This is a genomic window from Cyanobium sp. A1C-AMD (genome assembly GCF_024346495.1).
Lineage (GTDB): Bacteria > Cyanobacteriota > Cyanobacteriia > PCC-6307 > Cyanobiaceae > Cyanobium_A > Cyanobium_A usitatum.
Window position 1 is genome coordinate 14047 of the sequence record NZ_JAGQDB010000010.1, and the last position, 21134, is coordinate 35180.

Below are 21134 nucleotides of genomic sequence, written 5' to 3' on the forward strand. Positions count from 1 at the left end.
GGCTGCGGTGGCGGCTGCTGGCCTTAAACGATGGCGGGTCTGTCGTCAGCGTCGTGGCTGCGGGCGCCCCGATGCACCTCGCCGCGCTGCAGATCCAGGGTCACGATTTCCCCCTGACGCAGGTTTGCGATCGCGTTACAGACACCCACAATCGTTGGTACGCCAGTGCGCTCGGCGATCAAAGCGGCATGGCTCTCGAGGCCACCGGCTTCCGTAACTACCCCTTTGGCTTTGCGAATCGCCTCGACGTAATCGGCGCAGGTTTCATGCACCACCAGGATTTCGCCAGATTGGATTGCCGCCGCTGCCTCTGGGCTGTCAACCAGGCGAACTCGACCGCTCACGGATCCAGTGCCGACGCCGGTTCCCTTAGAGAGCACCGCGGAGACGATGCCCACCTTGATGAAGTCGGTGGAGCCGCTGATACCCGAGAGGGTGCCGGCGGTTTGAACGACTAGGTCACCATCGCGAAGAAAGCCCAGCTCGCGTGCCATGCCCATGGCCAGGCTGAAGGTGCTGGTGGAGGAGCTCTGCTCCTCCACTACCAAGGGGTTGACGCCCCAGCAAAGCTGCAGCTGCCGGGCCACATTCACCTCGCTGGTGATCGCCAAAATTGGGGTACTTGGGCGGAACTTGCTGACATTGCGAGCCGTAGAGCCCCCCTTAGTGAGCGGCAAAATTGCGGCCGCATTCAGCTGGCGAGCAATGCTGCTAACCGCCTGGCAGATGGCATTGGGGATGGTGGTTGCCATGTGGCTATCGAGCACCCGGCGGGGGTAATCCCGCTCGATGCGCCGGGCGATTATGGCCATGGTGGCCACCGCTTCCACGGGGAAATCGCCCACAGCGCTCTCATTGGAGAGCATCACGGCATCGGTGCCATCAAGGATGGCGTTGGCAACGTCGCTCACCTCGGCCCGGGTGGGCCTGGGGCAGCTCACCATTGAATCGAGCATCTGGGTGGCAGTGATCACCGGGATGCCGAGACTGTTGGCCTTGCGAATCAGCTCCTTCTGCAACAGGGGAACTTCTTCGGCGGGCATCTCAACGCCCAAGTCGCCCCGAGCCACCATCACCCCGTCGCAGAGGGGCAGGATGTCGTCGATCTGATCGATGGCCTCAAACTTTTCGATCTTGGCCACCACGGGGGTTTCGTGGCCATGGCTGCGGATCAGTTCCCGGATCTCGCGCATGTCCGAGGGGTTGCGCACAAAGCTGAGGGCCACCCAATCAACCCCCTGCTTCAGCCCAAAGGCCAGATCAATGCGGTCTTTCTCGGTGAGGGCACGGATTGAGAGCTGCACATCGGGGAAATTCACCCCCTTGTTGTTAGAGAGCACTCCACCAACGGTGACGCGGCAGAACAGGGTCTGCTCCGGCTTGTCGACGCTGTCGACCACCATCTCCACCCGACCGTCATCCAGCAGGATGCGACTGCCTGGCACCACCTCATCGGCCAGAGATGCGTAGGTGACGGTGGCAATCTTCTGATTGCAGGCCACATCCCTGGATGTGAGGGTGAACTGATCGCCCTTGGCCAGGGTGATCGGCCCATCGGCAAAGCGGCCCAAACGAATTTTGGGACCCTGCAAGTCTTGAAGGATGCCGAGCTCAATTCCCAGCTCCGTTGACACCTGACGAATCGTGGCGATGCGAGCCGCATGCTCGCTGTGGTCGCCGTGAGAAAAATTGAGCCGGAAAGTAGTGGCGCCGGCGGCCACCAACTCGCGCAGACGTTCGGCGGATTCCGTGGCAGGCCCGATCGTGGCCACGATCTTGGTGCGACGCATGAGATCGGGCTGGGGCATGTAAACGCCAACAGACGACTGGAAACTACCATCCAGGCCTGCAATGGGCTGCCATAGGTGGATTTTCAGCAATACCAAGAGGGTTGCCGCGCCACGGCCCGCTACCCAGATGCCGGCGCCAACCCCATCTATCCCACCCTGGGGCTGTGCGGTGAGGCTGGCGAGGTGGCCGACAAGGTCAAAAAAGTGCTGCGCGACCGTCAGGGCAATTTTTCGCCTGAGGTGATTGCAGACCTGCAGCTCGAGCTTGGTGATGTGCTCTGGTACGTGGCCCAGCTCGCTACTGAACTTGGCCTGGAGCTAGAGCAAATTGCCCAGACCAACCTCGACAAACTGGCCAGCCGCGCCGCCCGTAACGTGATTGGAGGCAGTGGTGACAGGCGGTGAGCAAGCAAGGTTTTGAGCTTGGGCCACGGCATGAGATTGCAAAGTGGCTGGCGCGGTTGCTCGCCCTCCTAGTCATTGGTGCGCTGGTGCTGCCAGCTCCTGCCTGGGCAGCAGATCTGCAGGTATCTGAGCTGAGCATCGATCCCTGCCCCGCCGAGGACATCGGTGCCCAGCCGGAATTGCGGCGCCCGGCTGGTGCCAGCTGCTACGCCCTGCGCGGCAGCGTGGTGAATCCCACCCGCAAGACCGTTGTTGATACCGACGTCTTTGCCCTGATCGTTGATTCAAGTGGCGAGCCGGTGCTGCAAAACCGCACCCGGGTGGGTTCGATTGGTGATGTGCCACCAGGCACCTCTGCCTTTGCCCTGCGCCTATCGGTGCCGGCTGGCACCCCTGGACCGCTCAGCTTCAGAAATGTCAAGGCAAGGGGTTTCAGTGCTCCAGTGCGCAGCCGCGCTGGCGCCGATGACGAGCTGCTGCCCCTTGAACAGGCATTAGCTGATCAGTAACCAGCTCCGAGCACCGAAACGCTGGCGCCTTCGAGCAGGCTCTGCACCAGTTGCAGGGCAATGAAGGCCACGATCGCCGAAAGGTCTAGGCCGCCTAGGGGCGGAATCAGGCCGCGGAAGGCATTCAGGTAGGGATCGGTGATCGAGCTCACCGTCGAAAGCACGGGGTTGCTCCAGTCGAGATTGGGAAACCAGCTCAGCAACACCCGCACCAGCAACACCAGGGTGTAGATGCTGAGGGTCTGGGCCAGAACCTGCAGCAGGAAACTCAGGGCGTCCATGTAATTTTGTTAGTGGGCCAACTCTAGGCAGCTTGCTTCCAGAGGTCAGCCTCAGCCTTGATGGCGAAGGTGCGGTGGAACTTCTCGCTGAGGGTGAGCCAGTAGGAGCGGCCCTCGCTTTGGCGCTTGCGCTCGATGAAATTTTGGGCCAGTAGCTCCTTGATGTGGTCGTAGGCGCCGGAGCCGCGCAACTCGACTAGATCCGATTGCAAGATCCGCTTTTTTAAGGCAATCGTGGCCAGGGTCCGCAGGGCGGCCGTGGATAGGTCCACGGGCAGGAGGTTTTGAACCAGGTCGGCCAGCCCATCGCGCAGCTGCAGGCTGTACCGGTTTCCCTCTTGCCGCACTTCCAAGGCCGTATCCCGGTGGGCGTAGTCGGTAATCAAGGTGATCAAGCCAAGCTCCGCCTCCTCTCGGCTAACCGCAGCGATCTCAGCAAGTTCTGCCAGGCTGAGGGGCCGGCCTTTCAAGTAGAGGATCGCCTCCATCCGGGCGGGCAGGGATAGGCCCTGAATCAGCCCCGTGCTTTGCATGCCCGCAGGTTACCGCAGCTTTTTTGGCTCATGCCAGGGCTGGCAGGGGCGCTGAGCTGGGGCCTAAAAACAGCTTGTAGGCAGGGTTGGCCGATTCGTCCCAGTGCTGATAGCCCAGGCCGTCGAGGAACTCCTGCCAGGCGGGTCTTTCAGCGCGAGGCACCTGCACCCCCACCACGATCCGCCCCACGTCGGCGCCGTGGTTGCGGTAGTGAAAAATGCTGATATTCCAGTTGGCGTGTAAGGCGTTTACGAACGCCATCAGGGCGCCTGGTTTTTCGGGGAACTCGAATCGATAGAGCAGCTCTTCGCCCTGCTCAAGCGCCGGGCCAGCGCTGGCGGGCAGGCGGCCGCCCACCATGTGGCGCAGGTGCAGCTTGGCCAGCTCGTTGTTGGAGAGGTCGAGGCAGGGGAAGCCGGCGTTCTGCACGTCGTTGATCAGTTGCTGCTCGTCGGCCGTGCCACTGGTCTGCACCCCTACAAAAATGTGAGCAACCCTGGGATCGGCCAGCCGGTAGCTGAACTCGCTGAGGCTGCGCTGGCCCAGCACGCCACAGAAGCGCCGCAGGCTGCCGGTCTGTTCGGGGATTTCCACCGCCAGCATCGCTTCGCGGTCTTCGCCGATCTCAGTGCGCTCGGCCACGAAGCGCAGCCGGTCGAAGTTCATGTTGGCGCCGCAGGCCACCGCCACCAAGGTTTGGCCGTGCAAGCCCTGTTGCACCACATCGCGCTTCATGCCGGCTATTGCCAGGGCTCCGGCTGGCTCCAGGATCGAACGGGTGTCTTCGAACACGTCCTTGATGGCGGCGCAGATGGCGTCGGTGTCGACTGTCACCATGCGATCCACCGTTTGCTGCGCCAATTCAAAAGTGAGCTCACCGACGCGGCGCACCGCCACGCCATCGGCGAAAAGGCCCACCTGCTCAAGCTGCACCCGCTCCCCGGCGGCTAGGGAGCGGGTCATGGCATCAGCGTCCACCGGCTCAACGCCAACGATCTGAACTTGGGGCCAGAGGGTTTTGACGTAGGCCCCAATGCCGGCGATTAAGCCGCCACCGCCTACGGCCACATAAATAACGTCAGGCGGCGAGGAACACTGGCGCAGGATCTCCAACCCGATCGTGCCTTGACCGGCGATCACATCGGGATCGTCAAAGGGATGGATGAAGCTGAGCCCCCGCTCAAGGCCCAGTCGTGTGGCTTCCGTGCAGGCGTCGTCGTAGTTGTCGCCATGCAGCACCACCTCGGCCCCCCGGGCCGCCACCGCCTTCACCTTCATCTCCGGTGTGGTGACAGGCATCACAATCACGGCCTTGCAGCCCAACTTCTGGGCGGCTAGCGCCACTCCCTGGGCATGGTTGCCTGCGCTGGCGGCGATCACGCCCCGCTCCAGCTCGGCAGGCGAGAGGCCAGCCATTTTGTTGTAAGCGCCGCGCAGCTTGAAGCTGAACACGGGCTGCAGATCCTCACGCTTCAGCAGCACCCGGTTGTGCAGGCGCGCCGAGAGATTCGGCGCAGGATCCAGTGGCGACTCAATGGCCACGTCGTAGACCCGCGCCCGCAGGATCCGTTGCAGATAGCTCTCAGGGGCCTCGCTCATTCCACCAGTGTCGCAATTCGCACCCCTGGGCGGAAGCCAAGGCCTAGATTGCACCCCACCTCCAGGGTTGTGCATGCATCTCAGCGAGCTGAGTCACCCGAATCAGCTGCACGGCCTGAGCACGGCAGAGCTTGAAGCCATTGCCCGCCAGATTCGTGAGCGCCATCTGGAGGTGGTGAGCACCAGCGGCGGGCACCTGGGTCCCGGGCTGGGAGTGGTGGAGCTCACCCTCGCCCTCTATCAAACCCTCGATCTCGACCACGACAAAGTTGTGTGGGACGTGGGTCACCAGGCCTACCCCCACAAGTTGATAACTGGCCGTTACAAGGATTTCGATAGCCTGCGCCAGAAGAACGGGGTAGCCGGCTACCTCAAGCGCAGCGAGAGCCCCTTTGACCATTTCGGTGCCGGACACGCCAGCACCTCGATTTCGGCTGCCCTAGGCATGGCCCTGGCCCGCGATCGCCGCGGGGAAGACTTCAAATGTGTGGCGGTGATCGGCGATGGCGCCCTCACCGGTGGCATGGCGTTAGAGGCGATCAACCACGCCGGCCACCTGCCGAAAACCAAGCTGGTGGTGGTGCTGAACGACAACGACATGTCGATCAGCCCGCCGGTGGGTGCCCTTTCCACCTACCTCAACCGCATGCGGCTGAGCCCACCCTTGCAATTTCTGCAGGGCAATGCCGAGGAGGCGATCAAGCACCTGCCCTTCCTGCACGGCGAGCTGCCCAACGAGCTCAAGACGCTCAAAGAGAGCATGAAGCGTTTGGCGGTGCCCAAGGTGGGTGCGGTGTTTGAGGAGCTGGGCTTCACCTACATCGGCCCCATCGATGGCCACGACATCGCCGGCATGGTGCGCACCTTTGAACAGGCCCACCGCACCGAGGGTCCTGTGCTGGTGCATGTGGCCACCACCAAGGGCAAGGGCTACGCCTACGCCGAGGCCGATCAGGTGGGCTATCACGCCCAGAGCGCCTTTGATCTGGCCACTGGCAAGGCCTATCCCTCCAGCAAGCCGAAGCCGCCCAGCTACAGCAAGGTGTTTGGCCAGACGCTGGTGAAGCTCTGCGAACAGGACCCCACCGTGGTGGGCATCACCGCCGCCATGGCCACCGGCACCGGCCTGGATCTGCTGGAGAAGGCTTTTCCGGCGCAGTATTTCGATGTGGGCATCGCCGAGCAGCACGCCGTCACCATGGCGGCTGGCATGGCCTGCGAAGGGCTCAAGCCCGTCGTGGCTGTTTACAGCACCTTCCTGCAGCGTGCCTACGACCAGTTGATTCACGACGTCGGCATCCAGAACCTGCCGGTCACCTTTGTGCTGGATCGGGCCGGCATCGTTGGCGCCGACGGCCCTACCCACCAGGGGCAATACGACATCAGCTACTTTCGCGCCGTCCCCAATTTCACGGTGATGGCCCCCAAGGATGAGGCTGAGCTGCAGCGCATGCTGGTGACCTCAATTCACCACAGCGGCCCCTGCGCCCTGCGCATTCCCCGCGGCGAAGGCGAGGGGGTGCCTCTGGCAGAAGAGGGTTTTGAACCCTTAGAGATCGGCCGGGGCGAGCTGCTCACCGACGGCGACGACCTGCTGATCGTGGCCTATGGCGCCATGGTGGCTCCGGCGATGGCTACGGCCGGACTGCTGCAGGAAAAGGGTCTGCGGGCGGCCGTGATCAATGCCCGCTTCCTGCGGCCCCTAGATGAGGCCTTGATTCTTCCCATGGCCAAGCGCATCGGCAAGGTGGTGACCATGGAGGAGGGCGCCCTCCCTGGTGGCTTCGGTGCCGCCGTGGTGGAAACCCTCAGCGACCACGACGTGCTGGTGCCCGTGTTGCGCATCGGCATCCCCGATGTGCTCGTGGACCACGCCAGCCCGGAGCAGAGCAAGCAGAGCCTGGGCCTCACCCCGCTCCAGATGGCGGAGCGGATCATCAGCCGTTTTGGTGCTCCCCTTCAAAGCAGTCTCCCTGCTGCAGCTGCGCCCGTTGCTGTCTGAACCGGAGCCCTACGACTGCGAGGTGCTTGTGGTGGGTGCTGGCCCTTCGGGTGCTGAGCTAGCCCGCCTACTTGCCCAGGCTGGGGTTGATGTGCTGCTGGTTGATCGGCTTAAGAATTTGGGGCAGGCGGCTTTTAGTAGTGCGGCCCTGCCGCTTGAGACCCTCGATCGCTTTGGCATACCCGCTCACGTTGTGGCGGCGCGCTGGAGTGGCTGGCAGCTGGTGGGACCAGGCGAGCAGCGGCGGCTGTGGAGCGCAGAGCAACCCCTCGGCGCCGTGCTCGATTTTAGCGCCCTGCGCCAGTGGCTAGCTGGCCAGGCCCAGGCCTGGGGCGCCCGCCTGCAGCTCGGCGTTACGGCTATTGGCTGGCATCAAGATGGCGCTGGCGTTTGCACCGTGGTGCGCGATGGCGCTGCTGGTCGCCGCTTGCTGCGCAGCCGCTGGCTGGTGGATGCCAGCGGCGAGGGCCGAGCCTTGATTGGCGAGCAGGCAAAGCTGGCCGATCCGCTGGTGGCCGGCCTGGGGGTGGAATGGTTGTTGCAGGTGCATCCCGAGCAGTACCGGCCCTGGGCAGACCGGCTCAGTTTTTTCCTTGGCAGCGACTGGGTACGCCAGGGTTACGGCTGGATATTTCCGATGGCACCGGGCCAGCTCAAGGTGGGGGTGTGCCGCTTGGCCGATCCCAGCCGTGCCCAGCCAGCGCTGGCTCTGGAGCTGGGCGCCCTGGTGCAGCGCTGCGGCCTAGGCCAAACCGAGGTGCTCGATCGCCATGGGGGCCGCATTCGCAGCACGGTCCGCCGCCATGAACCACACCGGCTGGGCAGGTTGATCGGCCTGGGTGATGCTGTGAGCACGGCCAACCTGCTGGGTGGGGAGGGCATCCGCCACGCCCTAGCCAGTGCCCGGGTGCTGGCACCGCTGCTGCTGAAGGCCCTGGCCAAGCAAGCTGGCTGTGCCGTCCTAGACCAATACCCGAGCCTGCTAAGGCGGGAGCTGGGCTGGCGCTGGAGCCTGAGTGGCCGCCTAGCTAGGCGCACCTGGCTAGGACTGGCTGATGCCAGGGCCGATGCTCGCCTGGAGCGCCTGCTGGCGGGCTTGCAAACCCGGCGGGCGGAGGATCTCTCCGCCCTGTTGTTTGACTACCGCTTTGAGCGCTACGGGCTTAAAGCGCTGCCCTACTTGCTGGGTTGGCGCTGAGCCCTGAGGTTGGAACCCAGGCCCTTAAACCACGCCGCGGGAGGCCAGGCCAAGGATGGCGCCCATGCCGAGGATGTGGCCGAGGCTCAAGGTGCCGAGCATGGCGCCGTGGCTGAAACCGCCAAATAGGCCGGCGCTGGGCAGCTTCAGACCAACGTTTTGATGTTGGATTGTGGCCTTGCCAAGGGCGATGGCAATCACGTTGCAGACAATCATCACCAGCGCCACCTTGGGTGACCAGCTGATGGTGGCGGGGGCAAGGGCCAGGAGGGGAGCGATCATGGAGCAGGTGCCAACGCCCCATCTTCCGGGCAGCACCGCCCCTGGATCACCCGGCTTAAGACTTGTTCATTGCCTGCTGCCGCAGCCGGGTGACTACGCCATCGCGCTTGAGCCTGCCAAGCGCTTCATTGATCCGGGTTTCGAGGTCTTCGCTAATGCCTGGCGAGAGGGCGAATGCCTGGGATTGGGGGTTGAGGTTGCGCAGAGCCAGCCCGTAGCGCTTGTGGGGCAGTTGCTGCAGCAAAAAGTCGAGCTGGATGTCGTCGGCGAGCACCGCATCCACCGCATCAGCCACCAATAGGCTGTCGGCGCGGATCACCTGATCCAGCTCGCGCAGCTGAATCGGCGGCTGCAGGCCAGAGTCGTTGAGTCTTTGCAGAAGGTCGTCGCTGACGGTGCCACGCCGCACGGCAACCCGCTGGCCGGCGAGATCGTTGAGGTTGCGGATGTTGGGGCTCGCCAATTCCTGGTTGCCCCGCACGACGTTCAAGGTGACGTAGCTGACCAGCAGCGAGGCCGTGATGATCCGCACCAGGTAGGCCACAAAGACAAAGGTGTGGCCCCGTGTACTAACAACAACGGTGTTTGTGCCAGGGCCGGTGGCCAGCACCTGGAAGATCAGGGCGAAGGCGCGTCGCGGCCCGATCTCCCAGCTGCTGGGTTTGCTGCCGTTGCGCTCCACCTGCCAGACAGCCACGCTCAACATGCCTATCAGCACCACGTAGGCCAGCAGCAGCCTGATCAGATCAGGCGCCAGCAGGCTGCGCAGCAGGGAACTGCCGAGCTCCAGCTGGTTGCGTTTGACCATCACCCCCAAGCCCGATTCCTGAAAGGGCAGGCTGAAGCGGTTCTGGCGGATGCGTTCTGGTGAGATGGTGATGCAGCCGATCGCAACGTCCACTTCGTTGCGCTTGGTGGCCGCCAGGAGCTCGGTTGTGTTGTCTGCTGGCACAAGTACATAGGGGATCTGCTCCTGGTCGGCGACCTGTTGCCACAGTTCCACGGCCATGCCACTCCAGCTGCCCCGCTGGCGATAGGAGCAGGGCTGGGAGCCATCCGCCACGCCGACTCTCAATACGGGTGCAGCCTGGCTGGGCCCAGCGGCAAGGCTGACGACGATCGCCAGAAGCCAGAGCATCAGGATCGGGGCGGTTGGGCCGTGATCACGGCGCCAATGCCGCTGAAGCCAAGCACTACCAGCAGGTTGGAGATCGTGAGCAGCGATTCAGCTCCCCCATGTAGGGGATCCACATTGGCCAGCAGCTCGCCATAGCGCAGTTGGGCCACGATGGCGGCGGCAATGGTGACGGCCACAAACACCAGGGTGAATTGAAAGCCCCGCAGGGCCAGCTTGGGGAACCCCTCAATCCGCCCTGCCCACCAAAGGAAGGCCAGATAGGGGAGTAGCGACAGCACGAACAACGGCGTGGGGTCGATGCCGGCAAGCCAGCCGAGGGGGCCGTTCATGGCGCCGCCTGCCGCTGCTGGCGCAGCAAGTTCCAGGCCGCTAGGGCCAGGGCGGCGTTGCCAATGGTGGTGAGGCCCGCCTGAAACACCACCAGGCCCTGCAGGTTTGGGCTGTTGTCAAACAGATGCCAGGTGCAGGCAGCCATGGCACTCACCAAGGCCGGCATCATTGCCAGGCTCAACCAACGCCAACCGCCCTCCCGGCGAGCCACCCCCAGGCGCTGCACGGCCACCATCGCTACCACCCACTCGAGCACCGAGGTGACGTGAATCCACCAGGTGGGTAGGGAGAGGGCATGCATGGGGTCAGAGCAGGGGCGTGAGCTTCTCTTCGGAGCGTGACAGGTCCTGGATGCGACGGCGCAGGGTGTCGACCAGTTCGGCAATGGCCGGCGCGTTTCGGTTGTCGTGCAGCACCACCAAGCTCTCGACGTAATGGGAGGGCACGGCGACATCGAGCTCAACCACCGGCAGGGTGGTTCGCAGGGTCTTGAGTATCAGGCTGTTGGCGAAGTACACGGCCTCTTTCTGACTTTGTTTAGCGACGGCGTAGGCCTGCTCTGGCTGGAAGTGATGCTGGAAGAAGTTTTGGATGAACAGCTTCTGGGCGCGGGGATTGAACGGGAAGGTCGCGATCTGGCAGCACGATCCGATCTCCAGTCGGGTTGGGCTGGAGATATCAACCACACGAGAGTCCGCCAGGGTCACCAGATGGATTGGCGAGCGGTAGAGGTCGAAACAGGTGAAGCGATGGTCGTCGCTGGACGGTCGTTCGGGCAGGGTTGCCAGGCAGGCGTCGACCACCCGCTCCTTCAGCAGGTCCAGACAGTGATGGGGCGACCCCGGCGCGTCGCTGGGGTTGATGATCCAGTTCTTCGGCAGCGGCCTTAGTAGGTGGTCTTGACTCCAGGCTGGAGCCTGAAGCCGCAGGGGGCGATGGCCATGGATTCGATTGAGTTGGTGCACCTCTCTCTCCATTCGCACCAGCAGGGAATTTCCGCTCAGGTGCCACTGGCCGCCTCTGCGTTGCAGCTTGAGGCCGAGGTTGGACTCGGCCTGACTGACCCGCCGGGAGACCGTGCTCTGATTGCAGCGGGCCCGATCTCCGGCTAGGACACCACTCCCCAGCCAGATCAAAAGATCCAGAGCTTCCAGTGTCTCAACGGTGACCATCGCGCCTAGCCAGCCACCGTGGGCAGTTGTTGATCGCAGCTTCGATGGAGCCAACTGTGGCAGTCGGGGCTGAGGGCGTTGCGGCTCACCCGCTCGTAAGCCTCCAGCTGCTCCGGCCGCAGCACCCCCCGCCAACGCCCGTTGGTACCCCGGTAGAGAAAAGATTCGGCGCCCCCCTTCCAGAGACGCCCGCCGCAGGGCACATAGGTGGCGCTGCGCCGCCGCATGGCTTTGAAGTCGACGGCGGCACACACCATTTCTAAGCGCTCCGGGTCGGGGTCTATGCCCAGGAAGCAGGCGATCCGCTGCACCTGAGCCAGGAGATCGGCCTTGAGGTCGTTGTAGTGGAGCAAGAGAATGTTGGGTTGTTGGTGGTGATCCCACCAAGACTGCACGTTGTGAAAGAACGACCAGTAGGGCCACCCGTCCTGCTCCCAACCCAGCCAGCCGCGTTGCAGCCAGTCATCAAAGAAGGTCTGCACATCGGCGGGGGCGCGCGGAAAGGTATCGCCCCGCTCGTTGGGCACTTGGTTGACCAGCTGGTGGGCTTCGTCACTCCAATTGATGTAGTGATTCCAGAGTGACATCGCCACATCCCGTCCATCGCGGGCAATGTATAAAAACGAGCGCTGGTGGTCCCAGGGGAGGGCATCCAGGGGTAGATGGCTCTTGATGAAGCGGCGGTGGCGTTGCTGCTCCAGGGTTTGCTGCAGGGCCTCAAGATCGTGATAATTCGCCTCCAGCCAGGGAGAGAGCTCTGCCAGCGAGGCAGGCAATTCGCCCTCAAACAGCAGATGGGCCACGATCGACTGCAGCCAAGTGGTTCCGCTCTTGTACGGACTGGCGATGATGATGTCGTCGTCGCGGGGGGGCAGCCCATTCCAGCGCTGGCTATCGAAGTGGTGATTGCGGATGCGGCGCGTAAGTTGCGGGTCACTGCATCGCGGGTCTGGGCATTGAGGGTCAGAGCTCACCAAACCGCAAAAGTGGAAAAGCTGCGGAGAACTTAGGTAGGCTGAAAGGCTATTTGGGTGCTTTCGAGCGGTCTGTGGTCGCAACCCGCCAGGAGATCTCGGAGCCGACCCCGCGGCTGTTGCTTTGCGGCTACTACGGCGAGCACAACCTGGGCGACGACGCCCTGCTGGAGGTGCTGCTGAGCCAGTTGCCAGCGGGTTATCAGGCCACGGTTACGGCCCACGACGGTGCTCTCGTGCGGGAGCGCTTTGGGGTTGATACGGTGGCGCGCCGCAGCTTGCCCCTGGTGCTCAAGGCGCTGCGGCACTGTGATGCCTTGGTGCTTGGCGGCGGCAGCCTGTTGCAGGATTCCACCAGTTTCAAGAGCCTGCTCTATTACGCAGCTCTGATTGGGGCCGCCCGCTTGCAGGCCAAGCCTGTGCTGCTTTGGGGCCAGGGGCTGGGACCCCTGCAGCGGCGGCGCAGCCGATTGCTGGTGGGCCGCCTGCTGCGATTGGCAACGGCTGTGAGCTGGCGCGACCCGGAGTCGGCTGCCCTGGCCAGGAGCCTGGGGCGTGACGGACCCGTGGGCAGCGATCCGGTCTGGGGCCTACCTCCCCAGCAATGGCGGGGTAGGGGCGGCCCCTTGGTGCTTTGCTTCCGCCCCACCCGCCAGTTGCAGGGTTCAGCTTGGAGGCCCTATCTGGCAGCCCTGGATCAGTTGGCCGCCAGCCACGACCGGAAGGTGATCTGGCTGCCTTTCCACGCCAACCAGGACCGGGGCCTGCTGGAGCAGCTGCGCCGCGAGCAGCTGCTGCCGCCCGGGCTGGCAGCCCGCAGTCGGGAGGTGCTGGCTGAGCGGCCCCAGGAGGCGATGGCCATATGCAGCGGTGCTGGCTTGGTGGTGGCGATGCGGCTGCACGGCCTGATCCTGGCAGCCCTCTCCGGTGCGCCCTGCGCTGCCCTTAGCTATGACCCCAAGGTGGCTGCCGCCGCCGCCAACCTGGGCTGCTCCTGTCAAAATCTGGATATGGCGCCCGGCCCTGGGCTGGTGGCCAGCTGGGATAGGGCGCTAGACACCCCTCCACCCGCTTCAAGGCTGCTGGAGCTGCGCCAGCAGAGCGAAGTACACCAGCAAGTATTTGCATGTCTGGCGCCACTGGCTGTTTTATGACCTATTGGGTGTTTTATGACCAATTGGCTGCGTTAGCGCCTGATCAGCTGGCCTGAAGCTCCCGAAGGCTGGTGAGCACTTCGGCGCTGTGGCCGCTGGGACGGACCGCCACCCAGGTGGAGCGCAATATGCCCGAGGGGTCGATGAGGAAGGTGTGGCGCTGAGAGAAGGGAGCGATCCAGCTGCCATAGGCGCGGCTCACAGTGCCAGCTGGATCAGATAGCAAGGGAAACGCCAGCCCCTCGCTGCTGCAGAAATCGGCGTGGGATTCGGCATCGTCGGCACTCACTCCAACCACGGCCGCATTGGCGGCACGGAAGCTGGCCAGGTCTTTTTGAAAACCACGAGCTTCGATGGTGCAGCCGCCGGTGAAATCACGGGGATAGAAGTAGAGCACCAACCATTTGCCCTGGAAGTCGGCCAAATTCAGCCGAGTAGGTACGGCTTCACCATCGGCTGCTGGCGCAATGCCGGCTAGGTCGAAATCAGGGGAGGATTGGTTGAGTGCGGGCAGGGTGCCTCCCAAAGCAAAAGCCTGTCGGCTGGATGCCAACAGGCTTGCAGCACCCGCAGCTGCGGGCAGAAGAGCAACTAGGCCCTGCAGAAGTGCCCGACGCCGCATCGCAGGCTCAGATTTTGGCCAGGTTGACGCCCAACTCTTTGGCGTAAGCGCCCAGGCCCTTCTTCTGAATGGTTTTCAGAGCGCGGGTGGAGACGCGCAACTTGATGAAGCGGTTGCCTTCAGCCCACCACAGACGGCGCTCTTGCAGGTTCACCTGCTGGAGCTTTTTGGTGCGCACGTGGGAGTGCGAGACGGCCATGCCGTTGTTGGCGCGCTTGCCTGTGAGCTGGCAGACCCGGGACATGAACGATTTCCTAAACGACTTGCAGGCCCTAGCCCGAAAAATCATCCTACCAAACGGCAGATCCAGCCTTGGCCGGGCCTGCCGCTAGCGGCAGGAGAGAGTCAGAGCCCCCGCTCCATCAGCTTGCCCATCAAATCGGCGCTGCGCTGCTGGAAGCCAGCAAGCTCATTGGGCTCCAGGCCGCCCACGGCCAGACGGGCCAGCTCGTAGACATGGCGGCCAAGATCATCGGCCAGCTGCTGGCTGGGGGAGCTGCCGCCACTGCCACCGGTTGTGATCACCGAACCGGCAGAGAGCTTGAGCAGGCCTTCCACCAGCTTGTGTTTGCGGTTCACAAGCAGCACGTGGTGATCGGGCAGGCCGGGCAGGCGCTGCTCCATCAGGGCGCCCATGTCGTTGAGGCGGCGCATCTGCTCCGGCAGCAGGATCAAGGCGGCGGGGGCGTTGTCACCTTTTAGGGCCTGCACCTGGATGGTGATCTTGTCGTTGGCCAGAGCTGCCTTGAATAGGTCGCGCAGCTTTTCGGAATTGTCCTTGCCGTCTGCGTCGCTGATCTCGCTTTCTTGCTCCTGCAGCGATTCATCCAGCTCGCTGTCCACCCGCTGGAATTTGAGCTCCTCGTGGCGGTATTCGAGCCAGGGGATGAACTGGGTATCGATGAAGGTGTCGGCCAGCAGCACCTCGGCCCCCTGGCTCTTCCATAGGGCAAGGGCCCCAGCCTGGCCTGCTTCATCGGTGCAGTAGAGGATGCGCTTGTCGTTGGCGCCATCTAGGCGGGTGCGGTAGCCAGCCAGGGTGGTGTAGGCCTTGCCGCCTTCGCCGGGGATGGGGTCAATGCTCTCGCCCTCACCAGGCTCCTGCTCCGTGGGGGAAGCACTAGTGCCAAACAGCACCAGATCGGCCACCTGGTCGGCGAACTTTTCATCCTCCATGGCGCCGATCTTGATGAAGGGGGCCAGCGACTCCCAGCTTTCGGCGTAGCGCTTGGGGTCGTCGCGATGTAGCTCCTTGAGCCGGTCGCCCACCTTCTTGGCCACGAAGCCACCGATCGAACGCACCCGCCTGTCGGTTTGCAGGGCGGAGCGGCTCACGTTCAGGGGGATGTCGGGCGAATCAATCACGCCGCGCAGGGGCAGCAGGTAGCGGGGCACCACCTCCTTGATCGAGTCGCTCACAAACACGTTGTTGCAGTAGAGCTTGATCTCGCCCTTCTCCCAATCGGCCCGGCCAGTGGATTTGGGGAAAAACAGGATGCCCTGCAGGTTGTAGGGATAGTCGGTGTTGAGGTGCACCCACAGCAGGGGATCGCCCTGGAAGGGATAGAGGTAGCGGTAGAGCTCGATGTAGTCGTTGTCGGTGAGGTCCCTGGGGCTCTTGCGCCAAGGGGCCTCGCGCTTATTGACGGTTTCGCCTTCCAGCTGCACTTCCACCGGCAGGAAGTCGCAGTAGGTGGTTATTAAGGTGCGGATACGGGCCGGCTCGATGTATTCGAGCTCCTCCTCCATCAGGTGCAGGATCACGTCGGTGCCGGGCTCGCTGCGCTCGGCCAGCTCCAGGCTGAAGTTGGGGGAGCCATCACAGCTCCAGCGCACCGCCTCCGCGCCAGCACTGGCCGAGAGGGTCACCAGCTCCACCTGCTTAGCCACCATGAAGCTGGAATAGAAGCCCAGGCCGAAGTGGCCGATGATCGCGTCGCTTTCTTGCTTGTATTTCTCGAGGAAGTCTTCGGCGCTGGAAAAGGCCACCTGGTTGATGTAGCGCTTCACCTCATCGACATTCATGCCGATGCCGTTGTCGGAGATGGTGAGGGTGTTGGCCTCGCGGTCGATGCGGATCGAAATCTTGGCTTCAGGCCCTTCGCTGCAGTCGCCAGCCATCGCCGCCATGCGCCGCTTGCTGATGGCATCCACGCCATTGCTCACCAGCTCCCGCAGAAACACCTCATGGCCGCTGTAGACGGCCTTTTTGATGATCGGAAAGATGTTTTCGGTGTGGATCTGAATCTGGCCCTGTTCCAGCACCGTCATGGCAAGCGTTAGGTCGTTGGGCCAAACCTTACGGAGCTTGGTCCTTCCGGCTCAATGGCCCAGAGGGAGGGGTCTCCGAACTTTGACTTGGCTAAGTCTTGGCTTAGCTAAGTGGCGCAGCGCACAGCCTGCCTGCTGCGCCGCTCAGCCTGCCTGCTGCAGCTCGGGCTTTTCTTCGGGAAGGATGGCCCCCTGCACGGGGCACACCTGCAGGCAGATGCCGCAATCGATGCAGGTGTCGAAGTCGATCCAATAAAAGTTTGTGCCCTTGCTGTTGGCACCTTTCCCGGGGTTGATGCAAGCCACGGGGCAGGCATCAACGCAATCGGCTACGCCCTCGCAGACGTTGGTGACGATCGTGTGAGCCATCTTCGAACTTTAGGAATCGATCCAGAGGGTACGGCCGCAGCCGCGGGCTTGGCCGAGGGCTTCTGCTTCAGCTTGGTTGGCGCAGGCCCCGCTGAGCAGCTCAGCGCAGGTGCCCATCTGGTGCAAGGCCTCCAGCTGATCGAGGGCTGCGGCCAGGTGTTGGGGGTTGCCGTAGGCCACCAGTACCGGCGAAGGGCTCTCTATGGCAGGTGCCACCAGCTCCCGCACCGCTCCCACATCGAAGCCAAAGCCCACTCCCGCAGCCTCGCTTGGCTCTGGACAAAAGCGACCCACCAGGGCGTCGTAACGACCGCCGCTGGCAATCTCCACCGGCACCTCCTGGCCCTGACAAACCAGCTTCAGCACCAGGCCGTCGTAGAGGGCGAAGTGGGGCTGGAAGCTGGGGTCGAGCTGCAATTGCACCCCCAGGCGCTCGGCGGCCGGGGCTACCGCAGCCAGGGTCTCGCCCAGCTCCGTTAGCAGGGGGATGGGGCCCAGCCATTGCTCCAGTTGATACAGCACCTTGGCTGGCTCGCCGCGCAGGCGCATCAAGTTGCCCAGGCGCTGCCGATCAGAATCGGGGAGGGCCAGTTGGGCCAGAGCCAGGGGATCGAAGTTGGTGAGGGCAGCGCGGGCAGCTCCCTGCTGCTGCTCGGGCAGCTGGCGCAGCAGGGCGCTGAGCACCCCGTGGTGCCCAACTAGGAGCCGGGGTTGGTGATGGGCCTGCAGTCCAAGGGCTCCGGCGGCGGCAAGCAGCAGCCGCATCAGCTCCACATCGGCGGCGGCGGTTTGGGCCCCGAGCAGCTCTACGCCGCTCTGCAATTGTTCATGCAGCCGCTGGGAGCCGCCGTCAGCCGTGGAGCAGCGGAAGGTGCTGCCCATGGCCCAGAGCCGCAGGGGGCGGGGCCGCTCGGCCAGGCGGGTGCTGGCGGCGCGGGCGATCGAGGCGGTCAGCTCCGGACGCAGCCCCAGGGGCTCATCACTTGCCAGCCGCACCAGCTCGCGGCCGTCGATGCCACCACCAGCCTCCAGGGTGTCGAGCCGCTCAAAGCTGGGCGGCGCCACCTCCTGATAGCCCCAGAGCCGATACACAGCTGCGAGCTGATCGGCGATGCGCCGGTTGCCTTCAACTTCACGGGGGTTGAGATCCCGAACGCCAGCGGCAGGTTGCAGGGCCATTGCGGCGTTGAAGGTGGGATGGGGTGGGCTGATCCTATGGATCGAATCAGGGGGAGTCGAGTTCGGGGGCGCCATAGCTGGCGCCAACCAGGGGGCGGCAGGAAGCCAGGCCCTCGATCAGGGCTGGTTGCAGGGTCGCTCCACAGGCCAGGATCCGCCCCGAGTCGATCGCAAATGCCGAGCCGTCGTAGGCGCTCACCACACCACCGGCTTGCTCCACAAGCACCGCTCCGGCGGCCAGATCCCAGGGCGATAGGCCCCGCTCCCAAATGCCATCGAGCTTGCCGGCGGCCACGAAGGCCAGATCCAGGGCCACCGAGCCGCCGCGGCGCACGCCCTGGCTGCGGTGGGTAAACCAGGCGAATTCGGCGTAGTTGTTATCTAGTCGGCTGCGGCGGTCGTAGGCAAAGCCTGTCACCAGCAGGGCCTGCTCAAGGCTGGGGCAGGCGCTAACGGTCAACCTGCTGCCATTGCACCAGGAGCCCAATCCGGGTGCGGCCCAGTACAGCTGCTCCAGGCCTGGTGCGGCTAGGGCGCCGAGCAGGGGCTGGCCGCGCCAGCACAGGCCCACCGAGGTGGCAAACAGCGGGTAGCTGTGGGCGTAGTTGGTGGTGCCATCTAGGGGATCGACGCACCACTCCAGCTCGCCGGGCCTGGGGCGGCGTCCGCTCTCCTCGGCCAGAACTCCAATCTGCGGTGTTTCAGCCTCGAGCAGCGCCAGCACCGCTGCTTCAGCGGCATGGTCTGCCTCGGTGACCAGATCGCCGGAGCGCCCCTTCTCACGCACCTGCTGCAGGCGGCCAAAGTGCTGGCGCAGTTGCTCGCCACCGACCTCCGCCGCCCGGCGCGCCACCGCCGATAGGTGTTCGAGCTCGCCGCTGCTCAGGCCCGATTGCTCGTAGGCCGTGGTGCTAGCTGCTTTCATTCCTCCTCCAGGGGTAGGGCGCTGCGCACCTTGCCGCGGCCAAAGTGCCGCCCAAACTGCAGTTCGTAGACCTCGTCCTCCTCCTGGGTCACCACCTCCAAGGGGCCGGTGGCCCGGGCCACGCAGAGAAGTCCGTAGCCACGCCCGCGCAGCTCCCGCGATAGCCCCAGGGCCTCGCGCTGATCGATTTCGCCGCTGATCACGCGCACGGCGCAGGCGGTGCAGCAGCCGTTGCGGCAACTAAAAGGCAAGGGATCGCCCTGCTGCTCAAAGCTGCGCAGGATGTATTCCCCTTCGGGAACCTCATGGCGAATCACCTGGCCGGTTTGGAGCCAGTGAACCGTGATCGGATGGGTGCGAGTCATGCTGCTACATTGCCATCTGGTTGCCCCATTTTGCCCCTGGAGAGGTGGCCGAGTGGTCGAAGGCGCAGCACTGGAAATGCTGTATAGGGGCAACTCTATCGAGGGTTCGAATCCCTCCCTCTCCGTTATAAAGCCGGCCTTGCGGCCGGCTTTTTCATGGCCTTTAGAGATTGAATGAATCAATCCATACTTAGCCAAGTTCCTAATTTTGATATAAATTTCTAATTTAAACCCTTATCGTTGTATATCAGCCGAATCGGCCGCTCACGTAGTCCTGGGTGGCCTGCTGGCCGGGGGCATTGAAGATCCGCTCGGTGTCGTTGAACTCCACCAGGTAGCCCACCTTGCCAGTGCCACCTTCCACTGCTTCGGCATTGAAGAAGGCTGTTTGATCAGCCACACGCACGGCTTGCTGCATGTTGTGGGTCACGATGATGATCGTGTAGCTGCGCTTCAGCTCATGCATTGTTTCTTCGATCTTCAATGTGGAGATCGGATCAAGCGCTGAGCAAGGCTCGTCCATCAAGATCACCTCAGGCTCGGTGGCGATGGCGCGGGCGATGCAGAGGCGCTGCTGCTGGCCGCCCGAGAGGGCAAATCCGCTCTCCCTAAGCTTGTCCTTGCATTCGTCCCACACTGCAGCCTTGCGCAGGGAGCGCTCCACCAGCTCATCCATATCACCCTTGAAGCCGTTGATCCGGGCGCCGAAGGCGATGTTCTCGTAGATCGATTTTGGGAAGGGATTGGGCTTCTGGAACACCATGCCAATGCGCCTGCGCACCTCCACTGGATCCACTTTGGGATCGTAGAGATCGTGGCCGTCAAAAACAACTCTGCCCTTGAGCTTGCAGCCCGGAATCAGATCGTTCATCCGATTGAGGCCGCGCAATACGGTCGACTTACCGCAGCCTGAAGGTCCGATAAAGGCGGTCACCCGGCCGCGGGGAATATCCATGAACACATTTTTCACCGCCTCAAACTTGCCGTAGGAGATGGTGACGTTCTGCAGGGACATGCAGGCATCCCCCGTGGAGGAATCGGCGGACTGGCTGGAGTGGGAGCTGCTGGTCATTGCTCTGTAAGGAATGGGGGAAACGGAGGGGCTGGAGGTTCGGTCTTCAGACTTTGGTAATCCGAGCTATCCAGCGCGCCAGCAGGTTGGCGGCCAGGATCATCATCACCAGCACAAAGGAGGCAGCCCAGGCGAGTTCGTTTTGGGCTTGATAGGGCATGATCGCGAAATTGAAGATCAACACCGACATGGTGGCGATCGGATCAAACACCCCATCAGGCCAGAATGAGGAGAAGAGAGCCGTGAAGATCAACGGAGCCGTTTCACCGGCGGCTCGGGCGATTGCTAGCACTACACCAGTCGCGATCGGAGTGAAGGCCGATGGCAGGGTGATCCGCATCACGGTCACAAATTTTGAAGCACCTACGCCGTAGGCACCCCAGCGCAGCTCTTGGGGCACCAGTTTGAGCCCCTCATAGGTGGTTTTAATCACAGTCGGCAGCATCAACACGGCCAGGGCGATACCGCCAGCCATGGCGCTGTAACTCTGACCGAAAAATACACGGGTGGTTACAACAATGCCGTAGACGAATACACCGGCGATGATTGAAGGCACGCCGGCCAAAACGTCATTGCCGAAACCAACAAAATTGGCAAACCAGCCGCCGGTGGAGTATTCGCTGAGGAAAATGCCGCCCCCCACCCCCACGGGGATGGCAATCAGAGAGGCGATTACTGTCACCAATATGGTGCCGAGGATGGCGTTACCTATACCTCCACCTTCCATTCCGATGTCGGGTGGCAATTGGGTGAATAAGCCCACGCTGATCAGGCGGCCGCCTTGCATCAACACGTAGAACAAAACTAAAACTAGCGGTAAAACCGCAATAGCAGCAAATATGGAAGCAATGCCTGTGAACAGCAGGTTGCGTATGTTGCGCGTCAGCCAGGGGTCGAAGCGCAATGGCCGCCGGTCAAAAAGGGCGGTGTTGTCGTAGGTGATCGGAGAAGGATTGGCCATGG

General features: G+C 63.1%; 24 protein-coding genes and 1 tRNA gene. 6 read left to right on the plus strand and 19 right to left on the minus strand.

Translation table 11 applies throughout. The annotated features are described in order from the left end of the window. Positions 1-23: 23 nt before the first annotated feature. Positions 24-1808: a pyruvate kinase gene (pyk, locus tag KBY74_RS03240; protein WP_254941480.1), complete on the minus strand. Its 1785-nt coding sequence runs from the start codon at positions 1806-1808 to the stop codon at positions 24-26. 57 nt (positions 1809-1865) lie between these two features. Between pyk and KBY74_RS03245 the strand changes: the two genes are divergently transcribed. Continuing rightward, positions 1866-2195: a nucleoside triphosphate pyrophosphohydrolase family protein gene (locus KBY74_RS03245; RefSeq protein WP_254941481.1), complete on the plus strand. Its 330-nt coding sequence runs from the start codon at positions 1866-1868 to the stop codon at positions 2193-2195. A 56-nt stretch (positions 2196-2251) separates the two neighbouring features. Continuing rightward, positions 2252-2704, plus strand: coding sequence for a hypothetical protein (locus KBY74_RS03250; RefSeq protein WP_254941482.1), 453 nt, complete (start codon positions 2252-2254; stop codon positions 2702-2704). On the opposite strand, the gene KBY74_RS03255 is transcribed toward KBY74_RS03250, so the two are convergent. From KBY74_RS03255 to ilvA, 3 genes are read right to left on the minus strand one after another with little or no spacing between them, the layout of a single operon-like run. After that, complete coding sequence (locus KBY74_RS03255; protein WP_106501631.1) at positions 2698-2985, minus strand: YggT family protein; 288 nt, start codon at positions 2983-2985, stop codon at positions 2698-2700. The genes KBY74_RS03250 and KBY74_RS03255 overlap by 7 nt on opposite strands. Positions 2986-3008: 23 nt before the next feature. Continuing rightward, positions 3009-3518 (minus strand): SMC-Scp complex subunit ScpB, encoded by a 510-nt coding sequence (scpB, locus tag KBY74_RS03260; protein ID WP_254941483.1) that lies wholly within the window; start codon positions 3516-3518, stop codon positions 3009-3011. 28 nt (positions 3519-3546) lie between these two features. After that, positions 3547-5118 carry a threonine ammonia-lyase, biosynthetic gene (ilvA, locus tag KBY74_RS03265; RefSeq protein WP_254941484.1) on the minus strand — a complete coding sequence of 524 codons (1572 nt, stop codon included), beginning with the start codon at positions 5116-5118 and terminating at the stop codon, positions 3547-3549. A 73-nt stretch (positions 5119-5191) separates the two neighbouring features. Here ilvA and dxs point away from each other — a divergent pair, with 73 nt between their 5' ends. Next, entirely contained in the window at positions 5192-7120 is a 1929-nt protein-coding gene (gene dxs / locus KBY74_RS03270) for a 1-deoxy-D-xylulose-5-phosphate synthase (protein WP_254941485.1), read from the plus strand. Continuing rightward, positions 7068-8318 (plus strand): NAD(P)/FAD-dependent oxidoreductase, encoded by a 1251-nt coding sequence (locus KBY74_RS03275; protein WP_315859029.1) that lies wholly within the window; start codon positions 7068-7070, stop codon positions 8316-8318. Before dxs ends, KBY74_RS03275 begins: the two co-directional genes overlap by 53 nt. Before the next feature lie 24 nt (positions 8319-8342). On the opposite strand, the gene psaK is transcribed toward KBY74_RS03275, so the two are convergent. Genes psaK through KBY74_RS03305 form a run of 6 tightly spaced genes read right to left on the minus strand, consistent with a single transcriptional unit; the run spans position 8343 to position 12214 of the window. Then, positions 8343-8600 carry a photosystem I reaction center subunit PsaK gene (gene psaK, locus KBY74_RS03280; protein WP_254941486.1) on the minus strand — a complete coding sequence of 86 codons (258 nt, stop codon included), beginning with the start codon at positions 8598-8600 and terminating at the stop codon, positions 8343-8345. Between the two features lie 55 nt (positions 8601-8655). Next, positions 8656-9738, minus strand: coding sequence for an ABC transporter substrate-binding protein (locus KBY74_RS03285; protein WP_254941487.1), 1083 nt, complete (start codon positions 9736-9738; stop codon positions 8656-8658). Further along, complete coding sequence (locus tag KBY74_RS03290) at positions 9738-10067, minus strand: DUF3593 domain-containing protein (RefSeq protein ID WP_254941488.1); 330 nt, start codon at positions 10065-10067, stop codon at positions 9738-9740. Before KBY74_RS03290 ends, KBY74_RS03285 begins: the two co-directional genes overlap by 1 nt. After that, positions 10064-10369, minus strand: a complete 306-nt coding sequence (locus tag KBY74_RS03295) for a DUF2499 domain-containing protein (RefSeq protein WP_254941489.1) — start codon at positions 10367-10369, stop codon at positions 10064-10066. The genes KBY74_RS03290 and KBY74_RS03295 overlap by 4 nt, the downstream gene beginning before the upstream one ends. A 4-nt stretch (positions 10370-10373) precedes the next feature. Then, positions 10374-11240: a hypothetical protein gene (locus KBY74_RS03300; RefSeq protein ID WP_254941490.1), complete on the minus strand. Its 867-nt coding sequence runs from the start codon at positions 11238-11240 to the stop codon at positions 10374-10376. A gap of 5 nt (positions 11241-11245) precedes the next feature. Next, positions 11246-12214: a sulfotransferase domain-containing protein gene (locus KBY74_RS03305; RefSeq protein WP_254941491.1), complete on the minus strand. Its 969-nt coding sequence runs from the start codon at positions 12212-12214 to the stop codon at positions 11246-11248. Positions 12215-12288: 74 nt separating this feature from the next. Here KBY74_RS03305 and csaB point away from each other — a divergent pair, with 74 nt between their 5' ends. Further along, positions 12289-13368: a polysaccharide pyruvyl transferase CsaB gene (csaB, locus tag KBY74_RS03310; RefSeq protein ID WP_254941492.1), complete on the plus strand. Its 1080-nt coding sequence runs from the start codon at positions 12289-12291 to the stop codon at positions 13366-13368. A gap of 43 nt (positions 13369-13411) precedes the next feature. Here the strand turns inward: csaB and KBY74_RS03315 are convergent, their stop codons facing one another. From KBY74_RS03315 to KBY74_RS03345, 7 genes are all read right to left on the minus strand, one after another. Continuing rightward, on the minus strand, positions 13412-13990 hold the full coding sequence (locus KBY74_RS03315; protein ID WP_254941493.1) for a peroxiredoxin: 579 nt from the start codon (positions 13988-13990) through the stop codon (positions 13412-13414). Between the two features lie 7 nt (positions 13991-13997). Beyond that, entirely contained in the window at positions 13998-14234 is a 237-nt protein-coding gene (gene rpmB, locus KBY74_RS03320) for a 50S ribosomal protein L28 (RefSeq protein ID WP_106501739.1), read from the minus strand. Positions 14235-14335: 101 nt separating this feature from the next. Next, positions 14336-16261, minus strand: a complete 1926-nt coding sequence (htpG, locus tag KBY74_RS03325; RefSeq protein ID WP_254941494.1) for a molecular chaperone HtpG — start codon at positions 16259-16261, stop codon at positions 14336-14338. A gap of 144 nt (positions 16262-16405) precedes the next feature. Then, complete coding sequence (locus tag KBY74_RS03330; protein ID WP_254941495.1) at positions 16406-16630, minus strand: ferredoxin family protein; 225 nt, start codon at positions 16628-16630, stop codon at positions 16406-16408. Between the two features lie 9 nt (positions 16631-16639). Next, a complete protein-coding gene (locus KBY74_RS03335) occupies positions 16640-17809 on the minus strand; it encodes an ATP phosphoribosyltransferase regulatory subunit (RefSeq protein ID WP_254941496.1) in 1170 nt (389 codons plus the stop codon). Positions 17810-17855: 46 nt separating this feature from the next. After that, positions 17856-18734 carry an inositol monophosphatase family protein gene (locus tag KBY74_RS03340; protein WP_254941497.1) on the minus strand — a complete coding sequence of 293 codons (879 nt, stop codon included), beginning with the start codon at positions 18732-18734 and terminating at the stop codon, positions 17856-17858. Next, positions 18731-19099 (minus strand): 2Fe-2S iron-sulfur cluster-binding protein, encoded by a 369-nt coding sequence (locus tag KBY74_RS03345; RefSeq protein WP_254941498.1) that lies wholly within the window; start codon positions 19097-19099, stop codon positions 18731-18733. The genes KBY74_RS03340 and KBY74_RS03345 overlap by 4 nt, the downstream gene beginning before the upstream one ends. A 38-nt stretch (positions 19100-19137) precedes the next feature. On the opposite strand from KBY74_RS03345, the gene KBY74_RS03350 reads away from it, so the two are divergent. Continuing rightward, a tRNA-Ser gene (locus tag KBY74_RS03350) sits at positions 19138-19224 on the plus strand. 122 nt (positions 19225-19346) lie between these two features. On the opposite strand, the gene pstB is transcribed toward KBY74_RS03350, so the two are convergent. Further along, a complete protein-coding gene (gene pstB, locus KBY74_RS03355) occupies positions 19347-20171 on the minus strand; it encodes a phosphate ABC transporter ATP-binding protein PstB (protein ID WP_254941499.1) in 825 nt (274 codons plus the stop codon). A 46-nt stretch (positions 20172-20217) separates the two neighbouring features. Next, positions 20218-21132, minus strand: coding sequence for a phosphate ABC transporter permease PstA (pstA, locus tag KBY74_RS03360; protein WP_254941500.1), 915 nt, complete (start codon positions 21130-21132; stop codon positions 20218-20220). Between the last annotated feature and the right edge of the window lie 2 nt (positions 21133-21134).

Excerpts from the sequence above, each read along its gene's own strand:
- psaK (WP_254941486.1), bottom strand. The coding sequence starts at position 8,600 with ATGATCGCTCCCCTCCTGGCCCTTGCCCCCGCCACCATCAGCTGGTCA.
- KBY74_RS03300 (WP_254941490.1), bottom strand. The coding sequence starts at position 11,240 with ATGGTCACCGTTGAGACACTGGAAGCTCTGGATCTTTTGATCTGGCTG.
- KBY74_RS03290 (WP_254941488.1), bottom strand. The coding sequence starts at position 10,067 with ATGAACGGCCCCCTCGGCTGGCTTGCCGGCATCGACCCCACGCCGTTG.
- pyk (WP_254941480.1), bottom strand. The coding sequence starts at position 1,808 with ATGCCCCAGCCCGATCTCATGCGTCGCACCAAGATCGTGGCCACGATC.
- KBY74_RS03255 (WP_106501631.1), bottom strand. The coding sequence starts at position 2,985 with ATGGACGCCCTGAGTTTCCTGCTGCAGGTTCTGGCCCAGACCCTCAGC.
- ilvA (WP_254941484.1), bottom strand. The coding sequence starts at position 5,118 with ATGAGCGAGGCCCCTGAGAGCTATCTGCAACGGATCCTGCGGGCGCGG.
- KBY74_RS03285 (WP_254941487.1), bottom strand. The coding sequence starts at position 9,738 with ATGCTCTGGCTTCTGGCGATCGTCGTCAGCCTTGCCGCTGGGCCCAGC.
- scpB (WP_254941483.1), bottom strand. The coding sequence starts at position 3,518 with ATGCAAAGCACGGGGCTGATTCAGGGCCTATCCCTGCCCGCCCGGATG.
- KBY74_RS03335 (WP_254941496.1), bottom strand. The coding sequence starts at position 17,809 with ATGGCCCTGCAACCTGCCGCTGGCGTTCGGGATCTCAACCCCCGTGAA.
- pstB (WP_254941499.1), bottom strand. The coding sequence starts at position 20,171 with ATGACCAGCAGCTCCCACTCCAGCCAGTCCGCCGATTCCTCCACGGGG.
- KBY74_RS03315 (WP_254941493.1), bottom strand. The coding sequence starts at position 13,990 with ATGCGGCGTCGGGCACTTCTGCAGGGCCTAGTTGCTCTTCTGCCCGCA.
- KBY74_RS03345 (WP_254941498.1), bottom strand. The coding sequence starts at position 19,099 with ATGACTCGCACCCATCCGATCACGGTTCACTGGCTCCAAACCGGCCAG.
- rpmB (WP_106501739.1), bottom strand. The coding sequence starts at position 14,234 with ATGTCCCGGGTCTGCCAGCTCACAGGCAAGCGCGCCAACAACGGCATG.
- dxs (WP_254941485.1), top strand. The coding sequence starts at position 5,192 with ATGCATCTCAGCGAGCTGAGTCACCCGAATCAGCTGCACGGCCTGAGC.
- KBY74_RS03330 (WP_254941495.1), bottom strand. The coding sequence starts at position 16,630 with ATGGCTCACACGATCGTCACCAACGTCTGCGAGGGCGTAGCCGATTGC.
- htpG (WP_254941494.1), bottom strand. The coding sequence starts at position 16,261 with ATGACGGTGCTGGAACAGGGCCAGATTCAGATCCACACCGAAAACATC.
- KBY74_RS03340 (WP_254941497.1), bottom strand. The coding sequence starts at position 18,734 with ATGAAAGCAGCTAGCACCACGGCCTACGAGCAATCGGGCCTGAGCAGC.
- pstA (WP_254941500.1), bottom strand. The coding sequence starts at position 21,132 with ATGGCCAATCCTTCTCCGATCACCTACGACAACACCGCCCTTTTTGAC.
- KBY74_RS03295 (WP_254941489.1), bottom strand. The coding sequence starts at position 10,369 with ATGCATGCCCTCTCCCTACCCACCTGGTGGATTCACGTCACCTCGGTG.